Below are 23,597 nucleotides of genomic sequence, written 5' to 3' on the forward strand. Positions count from 1 at the left end.
ATCAATTTCCTCCTTTCCTAAGAGACTTATTTAGATTTAACAGCACTTTTCACAGTGATTAAAGCTTTTCTCGCACCAGGTACGTTACCTTTAATCAAAAGAAGATTGCGCTCAGCATCTACTTTTACGATTTCAAGGTTTTGGACAGTGATTTGATCTCCGCCCATGCGTCCAGGTAATAGTTTACCTTTGAATACACGGTTAGGATCTACAGGTCCCATTGAACCAGGACGACGGTGGTAGCGTGAACCGTGAGACATAGGTCCGCGAGATTGTCCGTGGCGCTTGATTGCACCTTGGAAACCTTTACCTTTAGATACTCCTGTTACATCTACGATTTCTCCTGCAGAGAAAATTTCAACCTTGACTTCCTGACCAACTTCATACGCATCCATTTCCACTCCGCGTAATTCTTTAACGAAGCGCTTAGGAGCAGTTTCCGCTTTTGCAACGTGGCCTTTTTCCGGTTTGTTTGAAAGCTTTTCGCGCTTATCATCAAAACCAAGCTGAATGGCTTCGTAGCCGTCGTTTTCAGCTGTTTTCTTTTGAAGAACAACGTTTGGAGCTGCTTCAATAACAGTTACCGGGATAAGATCACCGTTTTCTGCGAATACTTGCGTCATACCAATTTTTCTTCCTAAGATTCCTTTGGTCATTCGTCACACCTCCTATTAAGATCATTCTATATTTTTGAATTAAAGTTTGATTTCGATATCGACACCAGATGGTAAATCTAATCGCATGAGAGCATCAACAGTTTGTGGTGTTGGGTTCACAATGTCGATTAAACGTTTATGTGTACGCATTTCAAATTGCTCACGAGAATCTTTGTATTTGTGCACCGCACGAAGGATTGTGTAAACTGATTTTTCAGTTGGCAACGGAATCGGACCAGATACGCTGGCACCAGAACGTTTTGCCGTTTCAACAATCTTCTCTGCAGATTGATCAAGGATTCTATGATCATATGCTTTTAAACGAATACGAATTTTTTGTTTTGCCATTATTTTCCCTCCTTTTCGCCTACATCACGTTAGACAGTTCTCCGTGAGAAAAACCTGATCACCTTGCCATGGCAAAGCGGCCGGGTGTGTCAGCAACCTCTCACTTCATCGCAGTCAAAGACCAACATACACTATTATACAGAAAATAGACGCATGTTGCAAGGTTTATTTGAATAACCTTGTGGTTTTCACACTTTGATTATTATACAGGTGTTAACGCTAATAATCAAGGATATGCCGTTTTCTTGTCAGAGATGGAATGTTGCGAAGCCGCTGAGAACCTCGGCAAATAAGTCCGGCTCTTCCAAATGAGGAGAGTGGGCCGAGTTTTCAAACCAAAACCATTCTTTATAAGGCGCTTCCACCTGTTTATAAAAATCGTGCGATATGCTTCCAGGAACGGTCAGGTCAAACCGCCCTGATATAAAACAACAAGGTACTTTAATAGAAGAAACTGATTCTTCGGCATCAAACCGGAATAGTTCATCCCACAGATGTTTCAGACTGAACATTTGTCCGCGGGCAGCTAAAAGGCTCCCCCTTACGCCATATGGTTCACCAAACAGCATGCGGCTGCCCACTTTGAGCACGGCCGACCGTTTATGGGTAAAGCCTCCCCCCTTCATTTCAATGGCAAACAGAAATAATGCCTGCTTCAGCTGTCCCTTCCAAGGAGGAGGGCCGATAAACCGAAGCAGCTTGTCCAGCATCCGATAGTTGTTTTCGCGGCTCCACTTTGTAAGCAGCCGGTAAGCTTCCATTTCTTCTTTTTGAATATTTACCACCTGACTGATGCCAATATACGCGTGATACAGATCAGGCCTCAGTTCTAAGATGTTAAGCGCCAGGACTGAGCCCCACGAATATCCGGCGACATATACTTTCTGTTTACCGAACTGTTTGCAGAGACGCTCCGTCAGTTCAATAGCGTCGGCATTCATTTGTGCCATGGTCATGGTTGAGCCGGGTATTTCTCTTGAATATGAGAGTCCCGCCCCTCTCTGATCCCAGTTCACTACAGTGAAATGCTTTTCCAGCTCGTTCTGGTATCTCCTTGCGTAGCCGATTTGCGGAGTTCCCGGCCCGCCATGCAGAAACAAAAGCAGTGGATTCTTCTTGTTATCGCCGTTGATCATGATTGTTTGTTCGCTATCGTTTATTTTCAATTGTTGTAAAAGTGAAATACGATCGTTCTTGCAATAATTATCACTCATGACTTTGCTCCTAAAATTTGTATAACTTTCATTATACAATGATTTATCTAAGAAACAAAAAAACGAGGCCCCATATGGGACCTCGTTATTAATGAACGAGTCGATTATTCAGTGATTGTAGAAACAACGCCTGAACCAACAGTACGTCCGCCTTCACGAATAGAGAAACGAGTTCCTTCTTCGATAGCGATTGTTGAGATAAGTTCAACGGTCATTTCAGTGTTATCTCCAGGCATAACCATTTCTACGCCTTCTGGAAGATGGATGATACCAGTTACGTCAGTTGTACGGAAGTAGAACTGAGGACGGTAGTTAGAGAAGAATGGAGTATGACGTCCACCCTCTTCTTTAGAAAGAACGTAAACTTCAGCTTTGAATTTGCTGTGTGGAGTGATTGTACCTGGTTTAGCAAGTACTTGTCCACGTTGGATATCTTCACGAGCTACACCGCGAAGAAGGGCACCGATGTTGTCACCAGCTTCAGCGTAGTCAAGAAGCTTACGGAACATTTCAACACCTGTAACAGTTGTTTTGCTGTTTTCTTCTTGAAGACCGATGATTTCAACTTCGTCACCGACTTTAACTTGTCCGCGTTCTACACGGCCAGTAGCAACTGTACCACGACCAGTGATTGAGAATACGTCCTCAACTGGCATCATGAATGGTTTTTCAGTGTCGCGTTCTGGAGTTGGGATGTACTCGTCAACTGCAGCCATAAGTTCAAGAATTTTTTCTTCGTACTCAGCATCTCCTTCAAGAGCTTTAAGAGCAGAACCTTTAACAACTGGTACATCATCACCAGGGAAGTCATATTCGCTAAGAAGATCGCGAACTTCCATTTCAACAAGTTCAAGAAGCTCTTCGTCGTCTACCATGTCGCATTTGTTAAGGAATACAACGATGTAAGGTACACCAACGTTTTTAGAAAGAAGGATATGCTCACGAGTTTGCGGCATTGGGCCATCAGCAGCAGATACTACAAGGATAGCTCCGTCCATTTGCGCAGCACCAGTGATCATGTTTTTAACATAGTCAGCGTGTCCTGGGCAGTCTACGTGTGCATAGTGACGAGTGTCAGTTTCGTACTCAACGTGTGCAGTAGAGATTGTGATACCGCGCTCACGTTCTTCTGGAGCACCATCAATTTGATCGTACGCCATAGCTGTACCTTTACCAGATTTCTTATGAAGTACTGTTGAGATAGCAGCAGTTAATGTTGTTTTACCATGGTCAACGTGTCCAATTGTACCGATATTGGCATGTGATTTGGAACGGTCGAATTTTTCTTTAGCCATTCTAAAATCCTCCTTAAGAGCTTTTAATTAGTGATGTATAGAGTGATAGAAAGTGAAAGCAAGCTTTCACTCCCTCATCTTACAATAGTAGTTATACTTGAGTTAAGTGGCAAAATCAATTATTCGCCTTTATTTTTTTTGATAATTTCTTCAGAGATGCTCTTCGGCACTTCTTCGTAGTGATCCATGTACATAGTGAACGTACCGCGACCTTGCGTGTTAGAACGAAGGGCAGTAGCGTAACCGAACATTTCAGCAAGAGGAACCATCGCACGCACTACTTGTGCGTTACCGCGAGCTTCCATACCTTCTACGCGTCCGCGGCGAGATGTAACATCACCCATGATGTCTCCCATGTATTCTTCAGGAATAACCACTTCAACTTTCATGATTGGTTCAAGAAGAACAGGGTTACATTTGCTGACTGCATTTTTCAATGCCATAGAAGCAGCGACTTTAAACGCCATTTCGTTTGAGTCAACATCATGGTAAGATCCATCAAAAAGTTTCGCCTTGATGTCGATTAGCGGGAATCCAGCTAGGACACCATTTTCAAGAGAGTCTTCAAGACCTGCTTGTACGGCTGGGATGTATTCACGAGGAACAACACCACCGACGATTGCGTTTTCGAATTCAAAGCCAGCGCCTTCTTCGTTCGGTTCGAATTCGATCCATACGTGACCGAACTGACCGCGTCCGCCTGACTGACGTACGAATTTACCTTCAACTTTTGCACCGGTACGGAATGTCTCACGGTATGCAACTTGAGGAGCACCAACGTTAGCTTCAACTTTGAATTCACGCTTCATACGATCAACAATGATATCAAGGTGAAGCTCACCCATACCAGAGATGATTGTTTGACCCGTTTCAGGGTTTGTTTGAGTACGGAATGTAGGATCTTCTTCAGCAAGTTTTGCTAAAGCGATACCCATTTTATCTTGGTCAGCTTTTGATTTAGGCTCAATCGCTACGTCGATAACAGGCTCTGGGAATTCCATTGATTCAAGGATTACAAGATCCTTTTCATCACATAGAGTATCACCAGTAGAAGTATCTTTTAGACCTACAGCAGCTGCAATGTCTCCTGCGTATACAGTAGAAATCTCTTCACGGCTGTTAGCGTGCATTTGAAGGATACGTCCTACGCGCTCACGCTTGCCTTTAGTAGAGTTTTTAACATATGAACCGGAATCAAGTGTTCCGGAATATACGCGGAAGAATGTCAGCTTACCGACATATGGGTCAGTCATAACTTTAAATGCAAGCGCCGAGAACGGCTCTTCATCAGAAGAATGACGAATAATTTCTTCATCAGTGTCAGGACGCACACCTTTGATTGCAGCAACGTCAGTCGGTGCAGGAAGGTAGTCAAGAACTGCATCAAGTACAAGCTGAACACCTTTGTTTTTGAAAGCAGAACCGACAAGTACAGGGTAGAATTCAACATTCAGTGTACCTTTACGGATAGCAGCTTTCAGTTCAGGAATAGAAATTTCTTCACCTTCAAGGTACTTTTCCATAAGCTCTTCATCAAGCTCAGCTACAGCTTCAATCAGGCTGTTGCGAAGCTCTTCAGCTTGCTCTTTGTACTCTTCAGGGATTTCTTTCGCATCAGAACGAGTTCCGAGGTCATCTTCATAGAAATACGCAACGTTTTCTACTAAGTCGATGATACCTTCGAAGTTGTCTTCAGCACCGATCGGCAATTGGATTGCATGAGCGTTAGCTTGAAGACGGTCTCTTAAAGTTCCTACAGAGTAAAGGAAGTCTGCGCCGATTTTGTCCATTTTGTTGACAAATACAACACGCGGTACTCCGTAAGTTGTAGCTTGGCGCCATACTGTTTCTGTTTGAGGCTCAACGCCTGATTGTGCATCAAGCACGGCAACCGCACCATCAAGTACACGAAGTGAACGTTCAACTTCAACTGTGAAGTCTACGTGTCCCGGTGTATCGATGATGTTTACACGGTAACCTTTCCACTGTGCAGTTGTAGCTGCGGAAGTGATCGTGATACCGCGTTCTTGTTCCTGCTCCATCCAGTCCATTTGCGAAGCTCCTTCGTGAGTTTCGCCAATTTTGTGGATACGGCCTGTGTAGAACAAGATCCGTTCTGTAGTTGTCGTTTTACCGGCATCGATGTGAGCCATGATCCCGATATTACGAGTTTTTTCTAAGGAGAACTCTCTTGCCATTGGGTAATTTCTCCTTCCTTATTAGGAAATTGTGTTTTTTAAATATAAGAATCCTACCAGCGGTAGTGAGCAAACGCTTTGTTCGCTTCTGCCATCTTGTGAGTGTCTTCACGTTTCTTAACGGCAGCACCAGTGTTGTTAGCTGCATCAAGAATTTCGTTAGCCAGGCGCTCTTCCATTGTTTTTTCTCCGCGAAGACGCGCATAGTTAACCAACCAGCGAAGACCAAGAGTTGTACGGCGTTCTGGACGAACTTCTACAGGCACTTGGTAGTTAGCTCCACCTACACGGCGTGCTTTAACTTCAAGTACAGGCATGATGTTTTTCAATGCTTGTTCGAAAACCTCCATTGCATCATTGCCAGTGCGTTCTTTAATGATATCGAATGACTTGTATAGGATTGTTTGAGACTTACCTTTTTTACCGTCGATCATCATTTTGTTGATAAGACGGGATACAAGCTTAGAGTTGTATAACGGATCAGGTAAAACGTCTCTTTTTGCTACAGGACCTTTACGTGGCATCTGAATATCCTCCCTTCATTAATTTTAATGATTTATTATTTTATTACTTTGCTTTAGGGCGTTTTGTTCCGTATTTAGAACGGCCTTGCGCACGGTTTTCTACTCCGGCAGTATCAAGCGCACCACGAACGATGTGGTAGCGTACCCCCGGTAAGTCTTTTACACGTCCGCCGCGGATAAGTACAACGCTGTGCTCTTGCAGGTTGTGACCGATACCAGGAATGTAAGCAGTAACCTCGATTCCGTTAGTTAAACGAACACGAGCATATTTACGAAGTGCTGAGTTCGGTTTTTTCGGTGTCATTGTACCGACACGAGTACATACCCCGCGTTTTTGTGGAGAAGATACGTTAGTGTGCTCTTTTTTAAAGCTGTTGTATCCTTTGTTTAGTGCAGGTGACTTAGAGTTTTCAACTTTGCTCACGCGTCCCTTACGAATTAGCTGATTAATTGTAGGCATATTGTGTTCCTCCCTTCATTACGTTTTATAACCCACATACCCAGGTGGTTCATCATTAGGCAAAAAACAATGTCTTTACACAAGAATAATTTCTTACGTAAAAACAAAAAAGTACGCTATAACATAATGGCAACAGCTGCTGCTCCCACTTCAATTCCGCAGGCTTTGCCGAGCTTTTTCATGGATTCGACCATACAGACGGCGACACTTTGGTTCTTCGCAAGCTGAATAACGCCTGCCGTAAGAACTGAGTCCGCGTCTTTTGCCACGACGACTTCCTTTACTGAACCTCGTTTTAGAGCTTTCACTGTTTGCTTCGTACCAATAATAATTGATTTGGCCTGTGATACTTTATCATAAGACATAAACATATCCTCCAAAGTAACAGGTTTTATTTCGAGCACCTTGGTTATATTATCACTCTGCGAGACGGATGTCAACATCGTATGACATTTTTTAGTGCAGTCCGTCACCAGAATCATAACAAGACTGCGGAAAAGCTGTCGAAACAGCTTTTCCTGCAGCAGTTTTCAACTATTCAACCGGAACCATATCTTCAGACGGCTGAACGTTAGATACAGGTTTTACTTTTCTATAATTCATCATACCGGTACCGGCCGGAACCAGTTTACCGATAATAACATTTTCTTTCAGGCCGAGAAGTTCATCGCGCTTGCCTTTAATTGCAGCGTCTGTAAGAACACGGGTTGTTTCTTGGAATGACGCGGCAGACAAGAATGAATCTGTCTCAAGAGAAGCTTTTGTGATACCAAGAAGGACAGGACGGCCTGTAGCAGGTCGATTGCCTTTAAGCAGCACTTTTTTGTTCGCTTCTGTGAATTGGTGAATGTCAAGCAATGTGCCAGGAAGCACATCAGTGTCTCCGGCATCGATCACACGGACTTTGCGAAGCATTTGGCGAACCATTACTTCAACGTGTTTATCGCCGATTTCAACACCCTGCATACGGTAAACCTTTTGAACCTCATGAAGAAGATACTCTTGAACCGTTGTCAGGTCAGTGACTTTAAGAAGCTCTTTCGGATCGATAGAACCTTCAGTCAGTACTTGACCGCGAGTAATTTGATCTCCTTCCGCTACTTTTAAGCGAGAGTTGTAAGGTGCCGTATATGAACGTGTTTCAACAGCGCCTTGAACAACGATTTCCTGCTGTTTATCGCGGACTTCGTTGATTTCGGCAATTGTACCGTCAATTTCAGAAATCGTTGCTTGACCTTTCGGATTACGCGCTTCGAAAAGCTCTTGAATACGCGGAAGACCTTGTGTGATATCGTCTCCGGCAACCCCGCCTGTATGGAACGTACGCATCGTTAACTGTGTACCAGGCTCACCGATTGATTGGGCAGCGATAATACCGACTGCTTCTCCGACTTCAACATCGGTTCCGGTCGCAAGATTTCGGCCGTAGCATCGTTTACATACACCATGAGGCGTATTACATGTGAAGGCAGAACGAATCCACACTTCTTCAATGCCGGCTTCAACGATTTCAAGCGCCTTATCCTCATCGATCAATTCATTTTCGTTAATGAGCACAGCACCCGTTTCAGGATGTTTGATCTGCTTTCTGGAAAAACGGCCGATTAGACGCTCTTCCAGGTGCTCAATGATTTCCGTGCCTTCTCTGAGCGGTTTAGCAAGAATACCGCGGTCAGTTCCGCAATCTGTTTCACGAATGATAACATCTTGCGCAACATCAACAAGACGGCGTGTAAGGTAACCTGAGTCAGCTGTTTTCAGGGCGGTATCGGCAAGACCTTTACGCGCACCGTGAGTGGAGATAAAGTACTCCAATACTGTCAGACCTTCACGGAAACTTGATTTGATCGGCAACTCAATGATTCGTCCAGCCGGGTTGGCCATCAGACCGCGCATACCCGCAAGCTGTGTAAAGTTAGATGCGTTACCACGGGCTCCTGAATCACTCATCATGTAGATCGGGTTGACTTCGTCTAATGATTTCATCAGTTTGCCTTGGATGACGTCTTTGGCTGAACTCCAAATTGAGATGACTCTCTCGTAGCGTTCTTCTTCGGTGATTAAACCGCGTCTGAACTGTTTCATGACATTGTCAACTTTGCTTTGTGCTTCTTCAAGAATTTCTTGTTTATCATCGAGAACGACGATATCAGAAACCCCTACTGTGATACCGGCTTTCGTTGAATATCTGAAACCGAGGTTTTTCATGCGGTCAAGCATTTTAGACGTTTCCGTGATGTGGAATCGTTTAAAGATTTCCGCGATGATTTTACCCAGAATACCTTTTTTAAACGGTGCATTGATTGGCTGCTCTGCAATCACAGCTTTTACGTCCGCACCTTTATCTAAGAAGAAACGGTCAGGTGTTTTCTCTTCAATGTTGCTCTTCGATGGCTCATTCATGTAAGGGAATGACTCAGGAAGAATTTCATTGAAAACGAGTTTACCGACTGTTGTGATTAACAGTTTGGAACGCTGTTCATCAGTAAATGTCACATTCTTCAGGGAGTTCGCCGCAACGGCCACTCTCGTATGAAGGTGGACATATCCGTTTTGATAAGCAAGAAGCGCTTCGTCTGTATTCTTGAATACCATACCTTCACCGACTGCTCCGGCACGCTCAAGCGTCAGGTAGTAGTTTCCTAATACCATATCCTGAGACGGCGTTACAACCGGTTTACCATCTTTAGGGTTCAAGATGTTTTGCGCTGCAAGCATCAGAATGCGCGCCTCAGCTTGAGCCTCTGCTGATAAAGGTACGTGAACCGCCATTTGGTCACCGTCAAAGTCAGCGTTATAGGCTGTACATACGAGCGGGTGAAGACGGATTGCGCGTCCTTCTACAAGCGTCGGTTCGAAAGCCTGAATACCTAATCTGTGAAGCGTAGGGGCACGGTTCAATAAGACCGGATGCTCCTTAATGACAGATTCAAGCACATCCCAAACTTCAGGCTGTACGCGCTCGATTTTGCGTTTCGCGCTCTTAATGTTGTGAGCAAGGCCTTTTTCAACAAGCTCTTTCATGACGAAAGGCTTGAAGAGCTCAAGCGCCATTTCCTTCGGTAATCCGCACTGATACATTTTCAAATGCGGTCCTACTACGATAACAGAACGTCCGGAGTAGTCTACACGTTTACCGAGAAGGTTCTGACGGAAGCGTCCTTGTTTCCCTTTCAGCATATGAGAAAGAGATTTTAACGGACGGTTACCCGGACCTGTTACAGGACGGCCGCGGCGTCCGTTGTCAATCAGAGCATCGACAGCTTCCTGAAGCATACGTTTTTCGTTCTGAACGATGATGCTCGGCGCGCCGAGATCCAACAGACGTTTTAAACGATTGTTACGGTTGATGACACGACGGTAAAGGTCGTTCAGGTCAGACGTTGCGAAACGTCCGCCATCAAGCTGAACCATCGGTCTTAACTCAGGAGGAATAACCGGAAGCACATCAAGAATCATCCAAGACGGCTTGTTTCCTGAATTACGGAAGGCTTCCAATACTTCAAGGCGTTTGATCGCACGTGTGCGTCGCTGTCCTTGAGATGTTTTCAGCTCTTCTTTTAACATATCAACTTCTTTGACAAGGTCGATGTCTTGAAGAAGTTTATTAATAGCTTCCGCACCCATAGAGGCTTGGAATTTGCTGCCGTATTTATCAAGATACGCACGGTATTCCTTCTCAGATAAAAGCTGTTTCTTTTCAAGCGGTGTATTAGCCGGATCGGTTACGACGTAAGAAGCAAAGTAAATCACTTCTTCTAACGCACGCGGTGACATATCCAATACAAGGCCCATACGGCTCGGAATACCTTTGAAATACCAAATGTGAGAAACCGGGGCAGCCAGTTCAATATGCCCCATTCTCTCACGACGGACTTTAGCCCGCGTTACTTCAACTCCGCAACGGTCACAAACTACGCCTTTATAACGAACTCGCTTGTACTTGCCGCAATGACATTCCCAGTCCTTTGTCGGTCCGAAAATGCGTTCGCAGAACAGGCCGTCCTTTTCAGGCTTTAACGTACGATAGTTTATCGTTTCAGGCTTTTTCACTTCACCAAAAGACCATGAACGGATTTTATCCGGTGAAGCAAGACCGATGTTCATATACTCAAAATTGTTCACATCCAGCAAGGGGCCTACCTCCCTTTTTATCTTCGGATTAACCGATGTCACTTGCTTTATCAATCAGAGACTATTCTTTTGTTACTACATCACGTTCAACGTCGGGAGATGCTGCTTCTTCCGGCACTTCATCACCTGATAATGCAAGACCGTCAGCTTGTTTACCATCTTCCTCGTCTTCTAGATCTCTCATTTCTATCTCTTCTTCATCGCCTGACAGGATTTTCACATCCATACCTAAGCTTTGAAGCTCTTTGATTAATACTTTGAATGATTCCGGAACACCAGGTTCTGGAACATTATCGCCTTTCACGATGGCTTCGTATGTTTTCACACGTCCAACCACGTCATCGGACTTCACGGTCAGGATTTCTTGCAGCGTGTAAGCCGCACCGTAAGCTTCAAGCGCCCAAACCTCCATCTCACCAAAACGCTGTCCTCCGAATTGAGCTTTACCTCCAAGAGGCTGCTGCGTAACAAGTGAGTAAGGTCCTGTAGAACGGGCATGAAGTTTATCATCAACCATGTGAGCAAGTTTGATCATGTACATGATTCCGACAGATACGCGGTTGTCGAACGGTTCTCCCGTACGGCCGTCATAAAGGACTGTCTTAGCGTCTCTTGACATGCCTGCTTCTTCAAGCGTTTCCCATACATCTTCTTCACGCGCGCCGTCAAATACAGGTGACGCGATGTGAATGCCGAGGTAACGGGCAGCCATACCCATGTGAAGCTCTAATACCTGCCCGATGTTCATACGTGAAGGTACGCCCAGCGGGTTAAGCATGATATCGATCGGCGTGCCGTCAGGAAGGTAAGGCATATCTTCTTCAGGAAGAATCTTAGAGATAACCCCTTTGTTTCCGTGACGCCCGGCCATTTTATCTCCTTCAGAAATTTTACGTTTCTGAACGATATATACGCGTACAAGCTGGTTCACACCAGGAGGAAGTTCGTCTCCGTCTTCACGGTTAAAGACTTTTACGTCGTGGATAATTCCGCCGCCGCCGTGAGGCACACGCAGAGAAGTATCACGAACCTCGCGGGCTTTTTCTCCAAAGATCGCATGAAGAAGGCGTTCTTCCGCAGTAAGCTCAGTTACACCCTTAGGCGTTACTTTACCGACGAGAAGATCTCCGTCATTGACTTCCGCACCGATACGGATAATTCCGCGGTCATCAAGGTTGCGAAGCGCGTCTTCTCCGACGTTTGGAATATCGCGTGTGATTTCTTCAGGTCCAAGCTTTGTATCACGTGCTTCTGATTCATATTCTTCAATGTGAATGGATGTATACACATCATCTTTCACAAGGCGTTCACTCATGATGATGGCATCCTCATAGTTGTAGCCATCCCATGTCATAAAGCCGACCATTACGTTGCGGCCGAGAGCAAGCTCCCCAAGCTCCATAGAAGGACCGTCAGCAAGGATTTCTCCTTTGACTACTTCATCGCCGACACTTACGATCGGACGCTGGTTGTAGCACGTACCTTGGTTGGAGCGGACAAATTTCAGCAGGCTGTATTTATCCAGGTTGCCTTTTACTTTTTGGCCGTCAATTTCTTCGTAGCGGCGCACCCATACGTTTTTCGCTTCTACACGTTCAACGATACCAGGATGTTTACAAATAACAGCTGCCCCAGAGTCTTTACCGGATACATATTCCATACCCGTTCCGACAATCGGCGCTTCCGGCTGCATCAAAGGCACAGCCTGACGCTGCATGTTCGCTCCCATGAGGGCACGGTTTGAGTCATCGTTTTCCAAGAAAGGAATACATGCTGTCGCAGCAGATACAACCTGTTTAGGAGATACGTCCATGTAATCCACGCGGTTGCGGGGAACAACGGTGTTCTCCCCTCTGAAACGGGCAACAATGCTGTCATCAATGAATGAACCGTCATCGCTCAATTTTGCGTTTGCTTGAGCTACGACATAGTTATCTTCTTCATCGGCAGTCAAGTAATCAATTCTAGGCGTTACTTTACCTGTTTCAGGGTCGACACGGCGGTATGGCGTCTCAATGAAACCAAAGCGGTTTACTTTCGCAAATGATGACAATGAGTTAATCAAACCGATGTTCGGGCCCTCAGGCGTTTCAATCGGACACATACGGCCGTAGTGAGAGTAGTGTACGTCACGCACTTCCATTCCGGCACGTTCACGAGTCAATCCGCCCGGTCCTAAAGCTGACAGACGGCGCTTATGAGTTAACTCAGCAAGCGGGTTCGTCTGGTCCATGAATTGAGAAAGCTGTGAGCTTCCGAAAAACTCTTTAATGGACGCGATAACAGGTCTGATGTTAATCAGCTGCTGCGGCGTGATTGTATTCGTGTCTTGAATGGACATTCTTTCACGAACGACACGTTCCATCCGGCTTAAACCGATACGGAATTGGTTTTGTAAGAGCTCGCCTACAGAACGCAGACGGCGGTTTCCGAGATGGTCGATATCATCTGTGTCGCCTACTCCGTGCAGAAGGTTGAAGAAGTAGCTGATAGAAGAAATAATATCAGCAGGCGTAATATTTTTAATCGCCTCTTCAATGTAAGCATTGCCGATCACATTGATCGTCTGCTCTCCTTCTTGATCAGTAGGAGCAAAGATTTTAATGGATTGAAGCATCACTTCATCCTCGACTACGCCGCCGTTAGGATAAAGCTTTCTGAAGCCTATTCCATTTTCTAAGTATGGCAGGACTTTATCTAATGTTCTTCTGTCAAGAATCTGCCCTTTTTCAGCGAGAATTTCACCGGTTTCAGGATCCACCAGCGTTTCTGCAAGCCGCTGGTTAAACAAACGGTTCTTGATATGAAGCTTTTTGTTAATTTTATAGCGTCCTACATTCGCAAGATCGTAACGCTTCGGATCAAAGAAACGGGAATCCAGTAAGCTTTTTGCGTTTTCTACAGTAGGAGGCTCTCCCGGACGAAGGCGCTCATAGATTTCAAGAAGCGCTTTATCACTGTTTTCAGTGTTGTCTTTATCAAGCGTGTTGCGGAGATATTCGTTCTCGCCAATGAGATCGAGAATCTCTTGATCGGAACCGAAGCCGAGAGCACGCAAAAGAACCGTAACCGGCAACTTACGTGTGCGATCAATGCGGACATACACAACATCTTTCGCATCAGTTTCGTATTCTAACCATGCGCCACGGTTTGGAATGACAGTAGCGGTAAAACCTTTTTTACCGTTTTTGTCTACTTTACCACTGAAATATACACTTGGAGACCGAACAAGCTGAGATACGATAACACGTTCTGCACCGTTGATGATAAAAGTACCTGTATCTGTCATAATAGGGAAATCACCCATGAAGACATCCTGGTCTTTTACCTCTCCAGTTTCTTTGTTAATTAAACGAACCTTCACTCTTAGCGGAGCTGAGTAAGTCACATCACGTTCTTTTGATTCTTCTACAGGATACTTAGGATCTCCTAAACTGTAGTCAATGAACTCAAGAGAGAGGTTACCAGTGAAATCCTCAATTGGCGATATGTCTTGAAACATCTCTCTAAGACCCTCATCAAGAAACCACTGATAAGAAGAGGTTTGAATTTCAATGAGATTTGGTAATTCTAACACTTCGCTAATGCGAGCATAGCTTCTGCGCTGGCGGTGTCGTCCATACTGAACTAGTTGACCTGTCAACTGATTCACCCCTCAAATCATGCGTATTATATGTGTAATAAGCATTCCTTACAATGAAGAAATACTTTTACAAGACAAAAGAAAAAAGGGTTTCTAATTAAGAAAACCACATCCATAAACAAATACCGATTTTATTAGCATTTCCATGTTTGTATAATTTATACATGCACTTTGATTATTCAGCATATCATGCAAAATATATACATTGGCATTTTACAATATTAACATAGCCAAAAATTCAAGTCAAACTTTTTTTGCTTTTATGATATAATAGCCTTTCTTTTTTTGAACGACAGAAACTTCGTCAAAAAGTTCCTTCAGTTTTTCAATGGCAGAAGGCCCGCCCTGTTTTTTCTGTATGACGATCCACAATTCACCTGAAGTCCTTAAATGTTCAGCGCTCTTTTCAAAAATGGCATGGACAACTTTTTTTCCGGCGCGGATTGGGGGGTTTGTAATAATAGAAGCAAATGTTTGAGCAGAATCAATATTTGAAAATAAATCACTCTGATAAATACGTACGTTATTTATTTCGTTTTTTTCTGCATTTTCATTTGATAGCTCTACGGCTCTTTCATTCACATCAACCATGTGGACTGTCCGGTCTGTAAATTCACCTGCAAGTGATAAACCGATCGGGCCGTAACCGCACCCTACATCCAGAAAGTCGCCATCCGTTTCCGGCTCTTGGAACGCTTCAATTAAGACACGTGATCCGAAGTCAACTTCCTTTTTTGAGAAAACGCCGCTGTCACTTGTGAATGTATACGATTTATTTCGCAGTGTAAATGACCATGTTTGCTTATTGCTTTGAACTGAAGGTTTTTCTGAATAATAGTGTTCACTCATTATTAGAACCTCCTCATATCATTTCGCTTAAAGAAAAGCAAAGAAAAAGCCCGCCTCATAAAAGCGAGCTTCCCCTACAGGCAAGTGAAGATTACTTAACTTCTACAGAAGCGCCAACTTCTTCAAGTTTAGCTTTAAGCTCTTCAGCTTCTTCTTTCGCAATACCTTCTTTAAGTGGTTTTGGAGTGTTGTCAACAAGTTCTTTAGCTTCTTTCAAGCCAAGACCAGTGATTTCACGTACAACTTTGATAACTTTGATTTTTTGTCCGCCTGCACCAGCAAGGATTAGGTCGAATTCGCTTTGCTCTTCAGCAGCGCCGCCAGCAGCAGCTCCGCCAGCTACAGCTACAGGAGCAGCAGCAGTTACGCCAAATTCTTCTTCGATTGCTTTTACTAGGTCGTTCAATTCAAGTACAGTTGCTTCTTTAACGGAAGCAATGATTTCTTCGATATTTAAAGCCATTTGTAATTCCTCCATTTGTTTTTATTTTAGATAAAAATCAGATTAAGCGCCTTGTTCTTCCTTTTGATCTGCAACTGCTTTAGCTGCAAGAGCAAGGTTGCGAACTGGAGCTTGAAGTACGCTAAGCAACATAGAAAGCAAGCCTTCGCGTGATGGAAGTTCAGCAAGAGCTTTCACTTCTTCAACAGAAGAAACTTTACCTTCGATAACGCCCGCTTTGATTTCCAAAGCTTCGTGTTTTTTCGCAAACTCGTTAAGAACTTTTGCCGGAGCGACAACATCTTCAGTACTAAATGCGATCGCATTCGGTCCAGTTAAGACATCATTCAAACCATCAAGTTCAGCTTGTTCAACCGCACGGCGAGTCATTGTGTTTTTGTACACTTTGAACTCAACGTTAGCTTCGCGAAGCTGTTTACGGAGTTCAGTTACTTCAGAAACGCTAAGTCCGCGGTAATCAACGACGATCGTTGATTTGCTTTCTTTCAGTTTAGAAGCAATCTCTTCAACAACAACTTTTTTTGTTTCAATTGCGCTGCTCATGGTTACACCTCCTGTAGATTTTGTGTAACACTTATACCGCTAGGTGATCACGACTGTGACGACGATTTCATATAAAAAGCCTCCATGTGACATGGAGGCTGTATATACAAGCATACGTAACGTAATAGCTGTGATATATATACACCTCGGCAGGATATTAAGCCTTTAACGGCCCCTGCTGTCTACGGTATAAATGACATATTATATTTTACAACATTTTAAATCATATCAGAATGCTGATGTAAAGTCAAATATTATTTTACGTTGAAAGTAGAAGCGTCTACTTTGACACCAGGGCCCATAGTAGAAGTAACAGCAACGTTTTTCACGTAAACACCTTTAGCCGCAGCCGGTTTTGCTTTCAGGATTGTTTCATACATTGTTGTGAAGTTCTCAACAAGTTTTTCATCCTCGAAAGAAACTTTTCCGATTGGAACGTGGATGTTTCCTGCTTTATCAACGCGGTATTCAACTTTACCAGCTTTGATTTCGCCGATTGCTTTTTCCACTTCAAAAGTAACAGTTCCTGTTTTAGGGTTTGGCATAAGACCTTTTGGTCCAAGCACACGTCCGATTTTACCGACTTCACCCATCATGTCAGGAGTCGCAACGATTACATCGAAATCGAACCAACCTTGTTGGATTTTCGTGATGTAATCAGAATCGCCAACGTAATCTGCACCGGCAGCTTCAGCTTCTTTTGCTTTTTCGCCTTTAGCGAATACAAGCACGCGCTGAGTTTTACCAGTTCCGTTAGGAAGAACTACAGCTCCGCGGATTTGTTGGTCGTTTTTACGAGGGTCAACCCCTAAACGAAAAGCAACTTCAACTGTAGCGTCGAATTTAGCTGTATTCGTTTTTTTAGTAAGCGCCACTGCTTCAGCGACGTCGTAAGCTTTCGCACGATCTACAAGCTTCGCAGCTTCAACGTACTTTTTACCTTTTTTAGCCATTTTAAAATTTCCTCCTTATGTGGTTATAGCGGAATAACCTCCCACGAATAAGGGTTGCGAACTTGTGAAAACTCGCAACCCGACAAGAAACAAATTAATCCTCGATAACAATACCCATACTGCGGGCAGTACCTTCAACCATGCGCATTGCCGCTTCAACGTCTGCTGCGTTTAAGTCAGGCATTTTCGTTTCAGCGATTTCGCGTACTTTATCGCGCTTAACGGTTGCCACTTTATTACGGTTTGGTTCACCAGAACCAGACTCAATTCCAGCTGCTTTTTTAAGCAATACTGCAGCAGGCGGAGTTTTTGTAATAAATGTAAATGAACGGTCTTCGTAAACCGAAATTTCAACAGGAATGATTAAACCAGCTTGGTCAGCTGTACGAGCGTTAAACTCCTTACAGAATCCCATGATATTTACACCGGCTTGACCTAGTGCAGGTCCAACTGGCGGCGCTGGGTTAGCTTTTCCAGCAGGAATTTGCAATTTTACAACTTTTACTACTTTTTTAGCCACGAGACACACCTCCTTAAGTCCGTGATGTGGTAATAGGGTAAACCCTCCCACTCAAGGTTTCATTCTTTATATGAATGACGAAATATCAAGCTAGCTGCCTTGGATTAGTCCAAGACGTACCTTTGCTATATTATCATTAATGTATATCAATTTCAAGTTTTTTCACATTACAATTTGTCGATCTGGGTAAATTCCAGCTCAACCGGCGTTTCCCGGCCGAACATGTTCACAAATACCTTCACTTTGCTCTTATCATAATCAATCTCTTCGATAGATCCGGTAAAGTTGGCAAATGGTCCGTCTATGACTTTGACTGTCTCTTTCAATTCAAAATCAATGTCGGTTTTCCGTTCATCCATTCCCATCCGTTTCAAAATGGTTTCCGCTTCGCCCGGTAAAAGAGGAGTCGGCTTTGAGCCTGATCCAGCTGATCCGACGAATCCGGTAACGCCCGGCGTGTTGCGGACCACATACCAGGAATCATCGGTCATGACGATTTCAACAAGCACGTAGCCAGGGAATACTTTCTTTTTAACTACCTTTTTCTTACCGTTCTTAATATCCGTTTCTTCTTCTTCAGGAACGACTACGCGGAAAATTTTATCTTGCATTCCCATCGATTCCACACGTTTTTCAAGGTTTGCTTTTACTTTGTTTTCATAACCGGAATACGTATGAACAACATACCAATTCTTTTCCATTCTATCAGGACTATGCAGTCCTTCCCTCCCCGCATTTAAAAAATGAGTGTAAAACAAAAAATAGGCACAGAGCCTATGAATCCTTTTTTCAACACAATAAAAAACCCGCTGAACGGGTTTTGGCAAACGATATTATGATCTATTATAGCACGTATTGCTGATCATTATTCAACTATTAAACGAATTAATTGAGAAATTCCTGTATCAAGGAGGGCAAAAAAGATAATAAAAAAGATAACTGTTGAAATAACCGTGATCGTATAACGCGTTAACTCTTTACCTTTAGGCCAGCTAACCTTTTTCATTTCTTTCCCAACATCTTTAAAGAAACTCATCATACGCATGTAAAAGACCTCCACAATTTAAAAAGCGAGAACACTATTTTGTTTCTAAATGAGCTGTATGTGAATTGCAAGTGCTGCAGTATTTCTTAACTTCTAACCGCTCAGCCGCTGATGCAGAGCTTTTCATTGTCGTATAATTACGATTTCCGCATGTTTTGCATGCCAGCGTAATCTTTTTTCTCATGTCGTTACACCTTTTCCTAAATAAACATTCATTTATCTTATTAAAATATCACAGACAGAAAAATTCTGTCAATATCACATAGAAACCAGCTATAAACTGATTTCCCTTATTTCTAAATACTTCTCAAGCTTGCGCTTTACGCGCTGCAAGGCATTATCGATTGATTTTACGTGCCGGTTTAAATCATCGGAAATCTCTTGGTAACTTCTTCCGTCAAGATACAAAACAAGCACCTTTCTCTCGAGATCGCTTAGCAACTCTCCCATTTTCATTTCAATATCATCAAATTCTTCTTGATTAATAATCATTTCTTCAGGATTTAACGTTTTTGCGCCCGAAATGACGTCAAGCAGCGTTCGGTCTGATTCTTCATCAAAAATAGGCTTGTCTAAAGAAACATAGGAATTTAAAGGAATGTGTTTCTGGCGAGTAGCTGTCTTTATTGCGGTAATAATCTGGCGGGTAATGCACAATTCTGCAAAAGCTTTGAATGAAGTAAGCTTGTCCTCTCTAAAGTCCCGGATAGACTTATATAAGCCTATCATCCCTTCCTGTACAATATCTTCCCTGTCCGCCCCTATTAAAAAATAGGATCTGGCTTTTGCCCGTACAAAATTACGGTACTTCGTAATCAAGTAATCTAACGCATCACTATCCCCAACATGAACCTTTTCAATGACCTGCTCGTCCTCCAACTGGCAAAACTGCACTTTGTTGAATTTTCCCTTGTTGTTCTGTAGATTCACTGCGATCCCCCCGGCGCACGTAGATAGAAATATTATACATTAATGGGCGAAAAAGCGTCAACCTAATCCAGGTCGCCCCGCCGCCACTTTTCAAACGTTTTCAAAACCTCTTCGGACAGCTCGATTTTACCCGGGGGTTTTTCGGAAGTGATTTTAGAAACCCGCCTTTGAATGCGGCGTTCAATGGCATTCACTTCCCGCAGCAGCTCCCGGGCGGACTTTCGCAGAGCCCCTTGTCCGAAAATCGCCCATTGCTCGGTGTAATCAGAGGTGGCGACGTGAATCTGTGTCGCGATGTTATTCAGCGCTTGGGCGAGCTTTTCGATCCGCTCATCCGCCGTCTCGTTCTCCCTCGTAAAAATGACTTCGACCCTGTAATTGGTTTGCTTTTTCTCTATCCCTTTTACAAGATGCGCATCAAAAACAACAATGACTCTGATTCCTGTATATGACTGATATTCTGCCATTTTCTGAATCAGTACATCTCTCGCTTCTTCAAAACTGTTCGCTTTTAAATCCTTTAGCTGCGGCCAGGCTCCTATCATGTTGTATCCGTCTACTAATAGGATGTCCATCTGTCTTTATTCTCCCAAAGGATTGCGTTTCCTATAGACTTCATACATCAGAAGGCCGGCCGCTACCGATGCATTCAGTGACGTTACTTTTCCCGCCATCGGAAGTTTGATGAGGAAATCGCATTTCTCTTTTACAAGGCGGCCCATTCCTTTGCCCTCGCTTCCAATGACTAAGGCCAAAGGCATCTTGCCGTCCATTGCGCGGTAATCCTCCCGCGCAGACGCATCTGTGCCGACGACCCAAACGCCCCGCTCCTTCATTTCATCAAGCGTCCGGGCAAGGTTTGTGACCTTAACGACCGGGATATGCTCAATGGCTCCCGTTGACGCTTTTGCAACCGTCGCAGTAAGGCCGACTGCTCTGCGTTTCGGAATGACGATGCCGTGCGCGCCCACCGCGTCGGCCGTTCTCATAATGGAGCCGAGATTATGAGGGTCTTCCAGTTCATCCAATATGAGAAAGAAAGGCTGTTCATTTCTTTCTTCCGCTCTTTTATATAAATCGTCTAATTCCGCATACTCATAAGCCGCGACCTGAGCGACGACTCCCTGATGCTGTCCTTCCACCATCTGGTCGAGCTTTTTTCTCGGAACAAATTGAATGGTGATGCCTTGTTTTTTCGCAAGCTCAATGACTTGCTGGGCTTGTCCTTTTACTGTGTTTTCCGCCATCCATAATTTATACAGCTTCCGGTCTGACTTTAATGTCTCAATGACCGCATTTTTTCCTATGACGTAATCATGTTGCTGACTCATTTGTTTTCCTCCCTGACGTCCCGGCTTTTATAGCTTCAGCAATCAGCTGATTCAGTCTTTCTTCTTTTTTCTCAAGAAAAAGATATCCGAGTAAAGCCTCAAAAGCCGTACTATAGCGGTACGTCTGTACATCTGTGTTTTTAGGCGTCGTTCCCGATTTGGCATTTCTGCCCCTTCTCAGTACGGCTTCCTCTTCTTCTGTAAAGAAGGATTCCTCTTGAAGATGAAAAAGAATATCCGCCTGGGATTTTGCCGATACAATACGGCTTGCCTTCTTATGAAGGTCATTCGGCTTCGTATAGCCCTGCTTAAGCAGGTGATGCCTGACGTATATTTCAAAAATGGCATCACCCATATAAGCAAGCGCAAGACCGTTTAACTGCTTTGAATCTTTGACTTGATCAAATTGAAGCATCAGCTTACTCTCCCCGCTTCCAGCGAGTTCCCTGAGCCGTATCTTCAAGAATGATATTCATGCTTTTCAGCTGATCGCGGATTTGGTCTGATAAGGCAAAATCGCGATTGCGGCGGGCTTCATTTCTTTTCTCAATCAAGTCTTCAATCTCTTGATCGACAAGCTCTTCTCCGCCCAGCGTAAGCCCCAGTACAGAGCCGATTCTGTCAAACATATTGATAAAGGCTTTGATGACACGGTCAGCCGTATGGTCTTCCTGCAAGTAGTAATTGGCATGCTTCGCTAAATCGAACCAAACGGAGATCGCATTTGCCGTATTAAAATCATCATCCATCGCTTCTTCAAATGCAGTGCGGTGCTCCTCGATTTTAGCGAGCCACTCATCATCATTTTCAGTCAGATTCGTGCTGCTGTTCAAACGATGGTTTAAATTGCTGTAAGCTGTCTTCAGGCGGTTAAACGCGTTTTTCGTTTTTTCAAGCAGCTCTTCCGAATAGTTGATGGGATGGCGGTAATGCACGGACAGCATGAAAAATCTCAGCAGCTGCGGATCATATTTTTTAATGATATCGTGCACCAGAACAAAGTTCCCGAGCGATTTTGACATTTTTTCATTATCTATATTGATATAACCGTTGTGAAGCCAGTATTTTGCGAATGTCTTGCCTGTTAATGCTTCAGATTGCGCAATTTCATTTTCGTGGTGAGGGAATGTGAGGTCCTGTCCCCCGGCGTGAATATCTATCTCGTCACCCAAATACTTCTTCACCATCGCAGAGCATTCAATATGCCAGCCCGGCCGTCCTTTTCCCCAAGGGCTATCCCATGAAATTTCTCCATCTTTGGCAGCCTTCCAAAGCGCAAAGTCCAAGGCGTCCTCTTTTTTCTCACCAACGCGGATACGGGCGCCTGATCTGAGCTCATCTATTGATTGCTGAGAAAGCTTTCCGTAACCCTCAAACGCTCTTGTTTTGAAATAAACGTCGCCTTCTGATTCATAGGCGTAGCCTTTTTTAATCAGCTCGCTGATAAAATCAATGATGGCATCCATATTCTCCATTACTCGCGGATGAAGATCGGCTTTTCGGCATCCAAGCGCGCCCACGTCTTCAAAGTAGGCTTTAATGAACCGCTCAGAAACGGTCGGGACGTCCTCACCAAGCTCATTCGCGGCCTTGATCAGTTTGTCATCAACATCGGTGAAGTTTGACACATATTGAACGTCATACCCTTTATATTCTAAATAGTTGCGGACCGTATCGTACACAATAGCCGGACGGGCATTTCCAATGTGAATATAGTTGTATACAGTCGGGCCGCACACATACATTTTCACTTTGCCCTCCTCAAGGGGCACGAACGTTTCCTTTTTCCTTGTCAGTGTATTATAAAGTGTAATGGTCATTTTTGGTTTATCCTTTCTTTTTTATCTTCCAGTTCAGCATGCAGCTCAAGAATCTGCTGCTCCAATGCTTTAAATCGGTCAGCCACCGGATCGGGCAAGTCTTGATGATTGAGGTCGCGCTTTATCTTTCTTCCGTTTTGAATCACGACCTTCCCCGGTATGCCCACGACGGTTGAATAGTCAGGGACATCACGCAGGACAACGGAGCCGGCGCCTATTTTAGAGCCTTGGCCGACAGTAATGGAGCCAAGCACCTTCGCCCCCGTTGCGATTAAGGCGTCGTCTTTAATGGTCGGATGCCGCTTTCCCTTTTCTTTTCCCGTCCCCCCGAGAGTGACACCTTGGAAAACCGTGACATTATTGCCGATTTCACAAGTTTCCCCAATGACTACACCCATGCCGTGGTCAATGAAAAATTTTCTCCCGATGGTCGCGCCTGGGTGGATTTCAATACCGGTAAAGAAACGGGCGATTTGTGATATAAGGCGTGCAAGGAAGTAGAATCTCCTTTTATATAAAGCATGTGCAATCCGATGCGCCCATATAGCATGTAAACCAGAATAAGTTAAAATGACTTCAAAATAGCTTCTTGCTGCAGGATCTTGATCGAACACTGTATCTATGTCTTCTTTAAGCATTTTAAAAAACACATGCTTCCCCCCATTCTCTCC

Annotated in this window: 24 protein-coding genes and 1 other annotated feature; all 24 genes read right to left on the reverse strand. The window is 44.1% G+C overall.

Annotation, left to right across the window (positions count from 1 at the left end):
- Positions 1 to 26: 26 nt before the first annotated feature.
- The gene (gene rplC / locus KY305_RS18295; protein WP_061521284.1) at positions 27 to 656 is read right to left on the reverse strand and encodes a 50S ribosomal protein L3; all 630 of its coding nucleotides are present in this window, start codon (positions 654 to 656) and stop codon (positions 27 to 29) included.
- Between the two features lie 39 nt (positions 657 to 695).
- Entirely contained in the window at positions 696 to 1,004 is a 309-nt protein-coding gene (rpsJ, locus tag KY305_RS18300) for a 30S ribosomal protein S10 (protein ID WP_003156464.1), read from the reverse strand.
- 248 nt (positions 1,005 to 1,252) lie between these two features.
- Positions 1,253 to 2,218 carry an alpha/beta fold hydrolase gene (locus tag KY305_RS18305; RefSeq protein WP_223063724.1) on the reverse strand — a complete coding sequence of 322 codons (966 nt, stop codon included), beginning with the start codon at positions 2,216 to 2,218 and terminating at the stop codon, positions 1,253 to 1,255.
- A 104-nt stretch (positions 2,219 to 2,322) separates the two neighbouring features.
- On the reverse strand, positions 2,323 to 3,513 hold the full coding sequence (gene tuf, locus KY305_RS18310; protein WP_223063725.1) for an elongation factor Tu: 1,191 nt from the start codon (positions 3,511 to 3,513) through the stop codon (positions 2,323 to 2,325).
- Between the two features lie 119 nt (positions 3,514 to 3,632).
- On the reverse strand, positions 3,633 to 5,711 hold the full coding sequence (gene fusA, locus KY305_RS18315; protein WP_223063726.1) for an elongation factor G: 2,079 nt from the start codon (positions 5,709 to 5,711) through the stop codon (positions 3,633 to 3,635).
- A gap of 53 nt (positions 5,712 to 5,764) precedes the next feature.
- On the reverse strand, positions 5,765 to 6,235 hold the full coding sequence (gene rpsG, locus KY305_RS18320) for a 30S ribosomal protein S7 (protein ID WP_003156447.1): 471 nt from the start codon (positions 6,233 to 6,235) through the stop codon (positions 5,765 to 5,767).
- Positions 6,236 to 6,278: 43 nt separating this feature from the next.
- Positions 6,279 to 6,695: a 30S ribosomal protein S12 gene (gene rpsL, locus KY305_RS18325; protein WP_003156445.1), complete on the reverse strand. Its 417-nt coding sequence runs from the start codon at positions 6,693 to 6,695 to the stop codon at positions 6,279 to 6,281.
- 116 nt (positions 6,696 to 6,811) lie between these two features.
- A complete protein-coding gene (locus KY305_RS18330) occupies positions 6,812 to 7,060 on the reverse strand; it encodes a 50S ribosomal protein L7ae-like protein (protein ID WP_223063727.1) in 249 nt (82 codons plus the stop codon).
- Between the two features lie 169 nt (positions 7,061 to 7,229).
- Positions 7,230 to 10,829 carry a DNA-directed RNA polymerase subunit beta' gene (gene rpoC, locus KY305_RS18335; RefSeq protein ID WP_223063728.1) on the reverse strand — a complete coding sequence of 1,200 codons (3,600 nt, stop codon included), beginning with the start codon at positions 10,827 to 10,829 and terminating at the stop codon, positions 7,230 to 7,232.
- A gap of 61 nt (positions 10,830 to 10,890) precedes the next feature.
- The gene (gene rpoB / locus KY305_RS18340; protein ID WP_223063729.1) at positions 10,891 to 14,472 is read right to left on the reverse strand and encodes a DNA-directed RNA polymerase subunit beta; all 3,582 of its coding nucleotides are present in this window, start codon (positions 14,470 to 14,472) and stop codon (positions 10,891 to 10,893) included.
- A gap of 243 nt (positions 14,473 to 14,715) precedes the next feature.
- Positions 14,716 to 15,321 carry a class I SAM-dependent methyltransferase gene (locus tag KY305_RS18345; protein ID WP_214803887.1) on the reverse strand — a complete coding sequence of 202 codons (606 nt, stop codon included), beginning with the start codon at positions 15,319 to 15,321 and terminating at the stop codon, positions 14,716 to 14,718.
- 91 nt (positions 15,322 to 15,412) lie between these two features.
- A complete protein-coding gene (gene rplL, locus KY305_RS18350; RefSeq protein ID WP_061521292.1) occupies positions 15,413 to 15,784 on the reverse strand; it encodes a 50S ribosomal protein L7/L12 in 372 nt (123 codons plus the stop codon).
- Positions 15,785 to 15,826: 42 nt separating this feature from the next.
- Positions 15,827 to 16,327: a 50S ribosomal protein L10 gene (gene rplJ, locus KY305_RS18355; RefSeq protein ID WP_223063730.1), complete on the reverse strand. Its 501-nt coding sequence runs from the start codon at positions 16,325 to 16,327 to the stop codon at positions 15,827 to 15,829.
- A 63-nt stretch (positions 16,328 to 16,390) separates the two neighbouring features.
- Positions 16,391 to 16,533: a sequence feature (ribosomal protein L10 leader region), on the reverse strand.
- A gap of 48 nt (positions 16,534 to 16,581) precedes the next feature.
- Positions 16,582 to 17,280: a 50S ribosomal protein L1 gene (rplA, locus tag KY305_RS18360; RefSeq protein WP_061521294.1), complete on the reverse strand. Its 699-nt coding sequence runs from the start codon at positions 17,278 to 17,280 to the stop codon at positions 16,582 to 16,584.
- Between the two features lie 94 nt (positions 17,281 to 17,374).
- Positions 17,375 to 17,800, reverse strand: a complete 426-nt coding sequence (gene rplK / locus KY305_RS18365; protein ID WP_003156430.1) for a 50S ribosomal protein L11 — start codon at positions 17,798 to 17,800, stop codon at positions 17,375 to 17,377.
- Between the two features lie 167 nt (positions 17,801 to 17,967).
- On the reverse strand, positions 17,968 to 18,501 hold the full coding sequence (gene nusG / locus KY305_RS18370; RefSeq protein ID WP_003225764.1) for a transcription termination/antitermination protein NusG: 534 nt from the start codon (positions 18,499 to 18,501) through the stop codon (positions 17,968 to 17,970).
- Between the two features lie 164 nt (positions 18,502 to 18,665).
- Positions 18,666 to 18,845, reverse strand: a complete 180-nt coding sequence (gene secE, locus KY305_RS18375) for a preprotein translocase subunit SecE (RefSeq protein ID WP_061521295.1) — start codon at positions 18,843 to 18,845, stop codon at positions 18,666 to 18,668.
- Between the two features lie 34 nt (positions 18,846 to 18,879).
- Positions 18,880 to 19,029 carry a 50S ribosomal protein L33 gene (gene rpmG, locus KY305_RS18380; protein WP_003156421.1) on the reverse strand — a complete coding sequence of 50 codons (150 nt, stop codon included), beginning with the start codon at positions 19,027 to 19,029 and terminating at the stop codon, positions 18,880 to 18,882.
- An 89-nt stretch (positions 19,030 to 19,118) separates the two neighbouring features.
- Positions 19,119 to 19,775, reverse strand: a complete 657-nt coding sequence (gene sigH, locus KY305_RS18385) for an RNA polymerase sporulation sigma factor SigH (protein ID WP_061521296.1) — start codon at positions 19,773 to 19,775, stop codon at positions 19,119 to 19,121.
- Positions 19,776 to 19,837: 62 nt separating this feature from the next.
- Positions 19,838 to 20,350 carry a ribosome-dependent mRNA decay endonuclease Rae1/YacP gene (rae1, locus tag KY305_RS18390; RefSeq protein ID WP_223063731.1) on the reverse strand — a complete coding sequence of 171 codons (513 nt, stop codon included), beginning with the start codon at positions 20,348 to 20,350 and terminating at the stop codon, positions 19,838 to 19,840.
- A gap of 6 nt (positions 20,351 to 20,356) precedes the next feature.
- A complete protein-coding gene (gene rlmB, locus KY305_RS18395) occupies positions 20,357 to 21,106 on the reverse strand; it encodes a 23S rRNA (guanosine(2251)-2'-O)-methyltransferase RlmB (RefSeq protein ID WP_223063732.1) in 750 nt (249 codons plus the stop codon).
- Positions 21,090 to 21,521: a Mini-ribonuclease 3 gene (locus KY305_RS18400; RefSeq protein WP_214803878.1), complete on the reverse strand. Its 432-nt coding sequence runs from the start codon at positions 21,519 to 21,521 to the stop codon at positions 21,090 to 21,092. Before KY305_RS18400 ends, rlmB begins: the two co-directional genes overlap by 17 nt.
- A 4-nt stretch (positions 21,522 to 21,525) precedes the next feature.
- The gene (gene cysS, locus KY305_RS18405) at positions 21,526 to 22,926 is read right to left on the reverse strand and encodes a cysteine--tRNA ligase (RefSeq protein ID WP_214803876.1); all 1,401 of its coding nucleotides are present in this window, start codon (positions 22,924 to 22,926) and stop codon (positions 21,526 to 21,528) included.
- Complete coding sequence (gene cysE, locus KY305_RS18410; RefSeq protein ID WP_223063733.1) at positions 22,923 to 23,576, reverse strand: serine O-acetyltransferase; 654 nt, start codon at positions 23,574 to 23,576, stop codon at positions 22,923 to 22,925. Before cysE ends, cysS begins: the two co-directional genes overlap by 4 nt.
- Positions 23,577 to 23,597 lie beyond the last annotated feature (21 nt).

Source organism: Bacillus sp. YC2 (genome assembly GCF_019891195.1).
In the GTDB taxonomy this organism is placed as follows: domain Bacteria; phylum Bacillota; class Bacilli; order Bacillales; family Bacillaceae; genus Bacillus.

Excerpts from the sequence above, each read along its gene's own strand:
- rplC (WP_061521284.1), bottom strand. The coding sequence starts at position 656 with ATGACCAAAGGAATCTTAGGAAGAAAAATTGGTATGACGCAAGTATTC.
- rpsJ (WP_003156464.1), bottom strand. The coding sequence starts at position 1,004 with ATGGCAAAACAAAAAATTCGTATTCGTTTAAAAGCATATGATCATAGA.
- KY305_RS18305 (WP_223063724.1), bottom strand. The coding sequence starts at position 2,218 with ATGAGTGATAATTATTGCAAGAACGATCGTATTTCACTTTTACAACAA.
- tuf (WP_223063725.1), bottom strand. The coding sequence starts at position 3,513 with ATGGCTAAAGAAAAATTCGACCGTTCCAAATCACATGCCAATATCGGT.
- fusA (WP_223063726.1), bottom strand. The coding sequence starts at position 5,711 with ATGGCAAGAGAGTTCTCCTTAGAAAAAACTCGTAATATCGGGATCATG.
- rpsG (WP_003156447.1), bottom strand. The coding sequence starts at position 6,235 with ATGCCACGTAAAGGTCCTGTAGCAAAAAGAGACGTTTTACCTGATCCG.
- rpsL (WP_003156445.1), bottom strand. The coding sequence starts at position 6,695 with ATGCCTACAATTAATCAGCTAATTCGTAAGGGACGCGTGAGCAAAGTT.
- KY305_RS18330 (WP_223063727.1), bottom strand. The coding sequence starts at position 7,060 with ATGTCTTATGATAAAGTATCACAGGCCAAATCAATTATTATTGGTACG.
- KY305_RS18345 (WP_214803887.1), bottom strand. The coding sequence starts at position 15,321 with ATGAGTGAACACTATTATTCAGAAAAACCTTCAGTTCAAAGCAATAAG.
- rplL (WP_061521292.1), bottom strand. The coding sequence starts at position 15,784 with ATGGCTTTAAATATCGAAGAAATCATTGCTTCCGTTAAAGAAGCAACT.
- rplJ (WP_223063730.1), bottom strand. The coding sequence starts at position 16,327 with ATGAGCAGCGCAATTGAAACAAAAAAAGTTGTTGTTGAAGAGATTGCT.
- rplA (WP_061521294.1), bottom strand. The coding sequence starts at position 17,280 with ATGGCTAAAAAAGGTAAAAAGTACGTTGAAGCTGCGAAGCTTGTAGAT.
- nusG (WP_003225764.1), bottom strand. The coding sequence starts at position 18,501 with ATGGAAAAGAATTGGTATGTTGTTCATACGTATTCCGGTTATGAAAAC.
- secE (WP_061521295.1), bottom strand. The coding sequence starts at position 18,845 with ATGCGTATGATGAGTTTCTTTAAAGATGTTGGGAAAGAAATGAAAAAG.
- rpmG (WP_003156421.1), bottom strand. The coding sequence starts at position 19,029 with ATGAGAAAAAAGATTACGCTGGCATGCAAAACATGCGGAAATCGTAAT.
- rae1 (WP_223063731.1), bottom strand. The coding sequence starts at position 20,350 with ATGGACATCCTATTAGTAGACGGATACAACATGATAGGAGCCTGGCCG.
- rlmB (WP_223063732.1), bottom strand. The coding sequence starts at position 21,106 with ATGAGTCAGCAACATGATTACGTCATAGGAAAAAATGCGGTCATTGAG.
- KY305_RS18400 (WP_214803878.1), bottom strand. The coding sequence starts at position 21,521 with ATGCTTCAATTTGATCAAGTCAAAGATTCAAAGCAGTTAAACGGTCTT.
- cysS (WP_214803876.1), bottom strand. The coding sequence starts at position 22,926 with ATGACCATTACACTTTATAATACACTGACAAGGAAAAAGGAAACGTTC.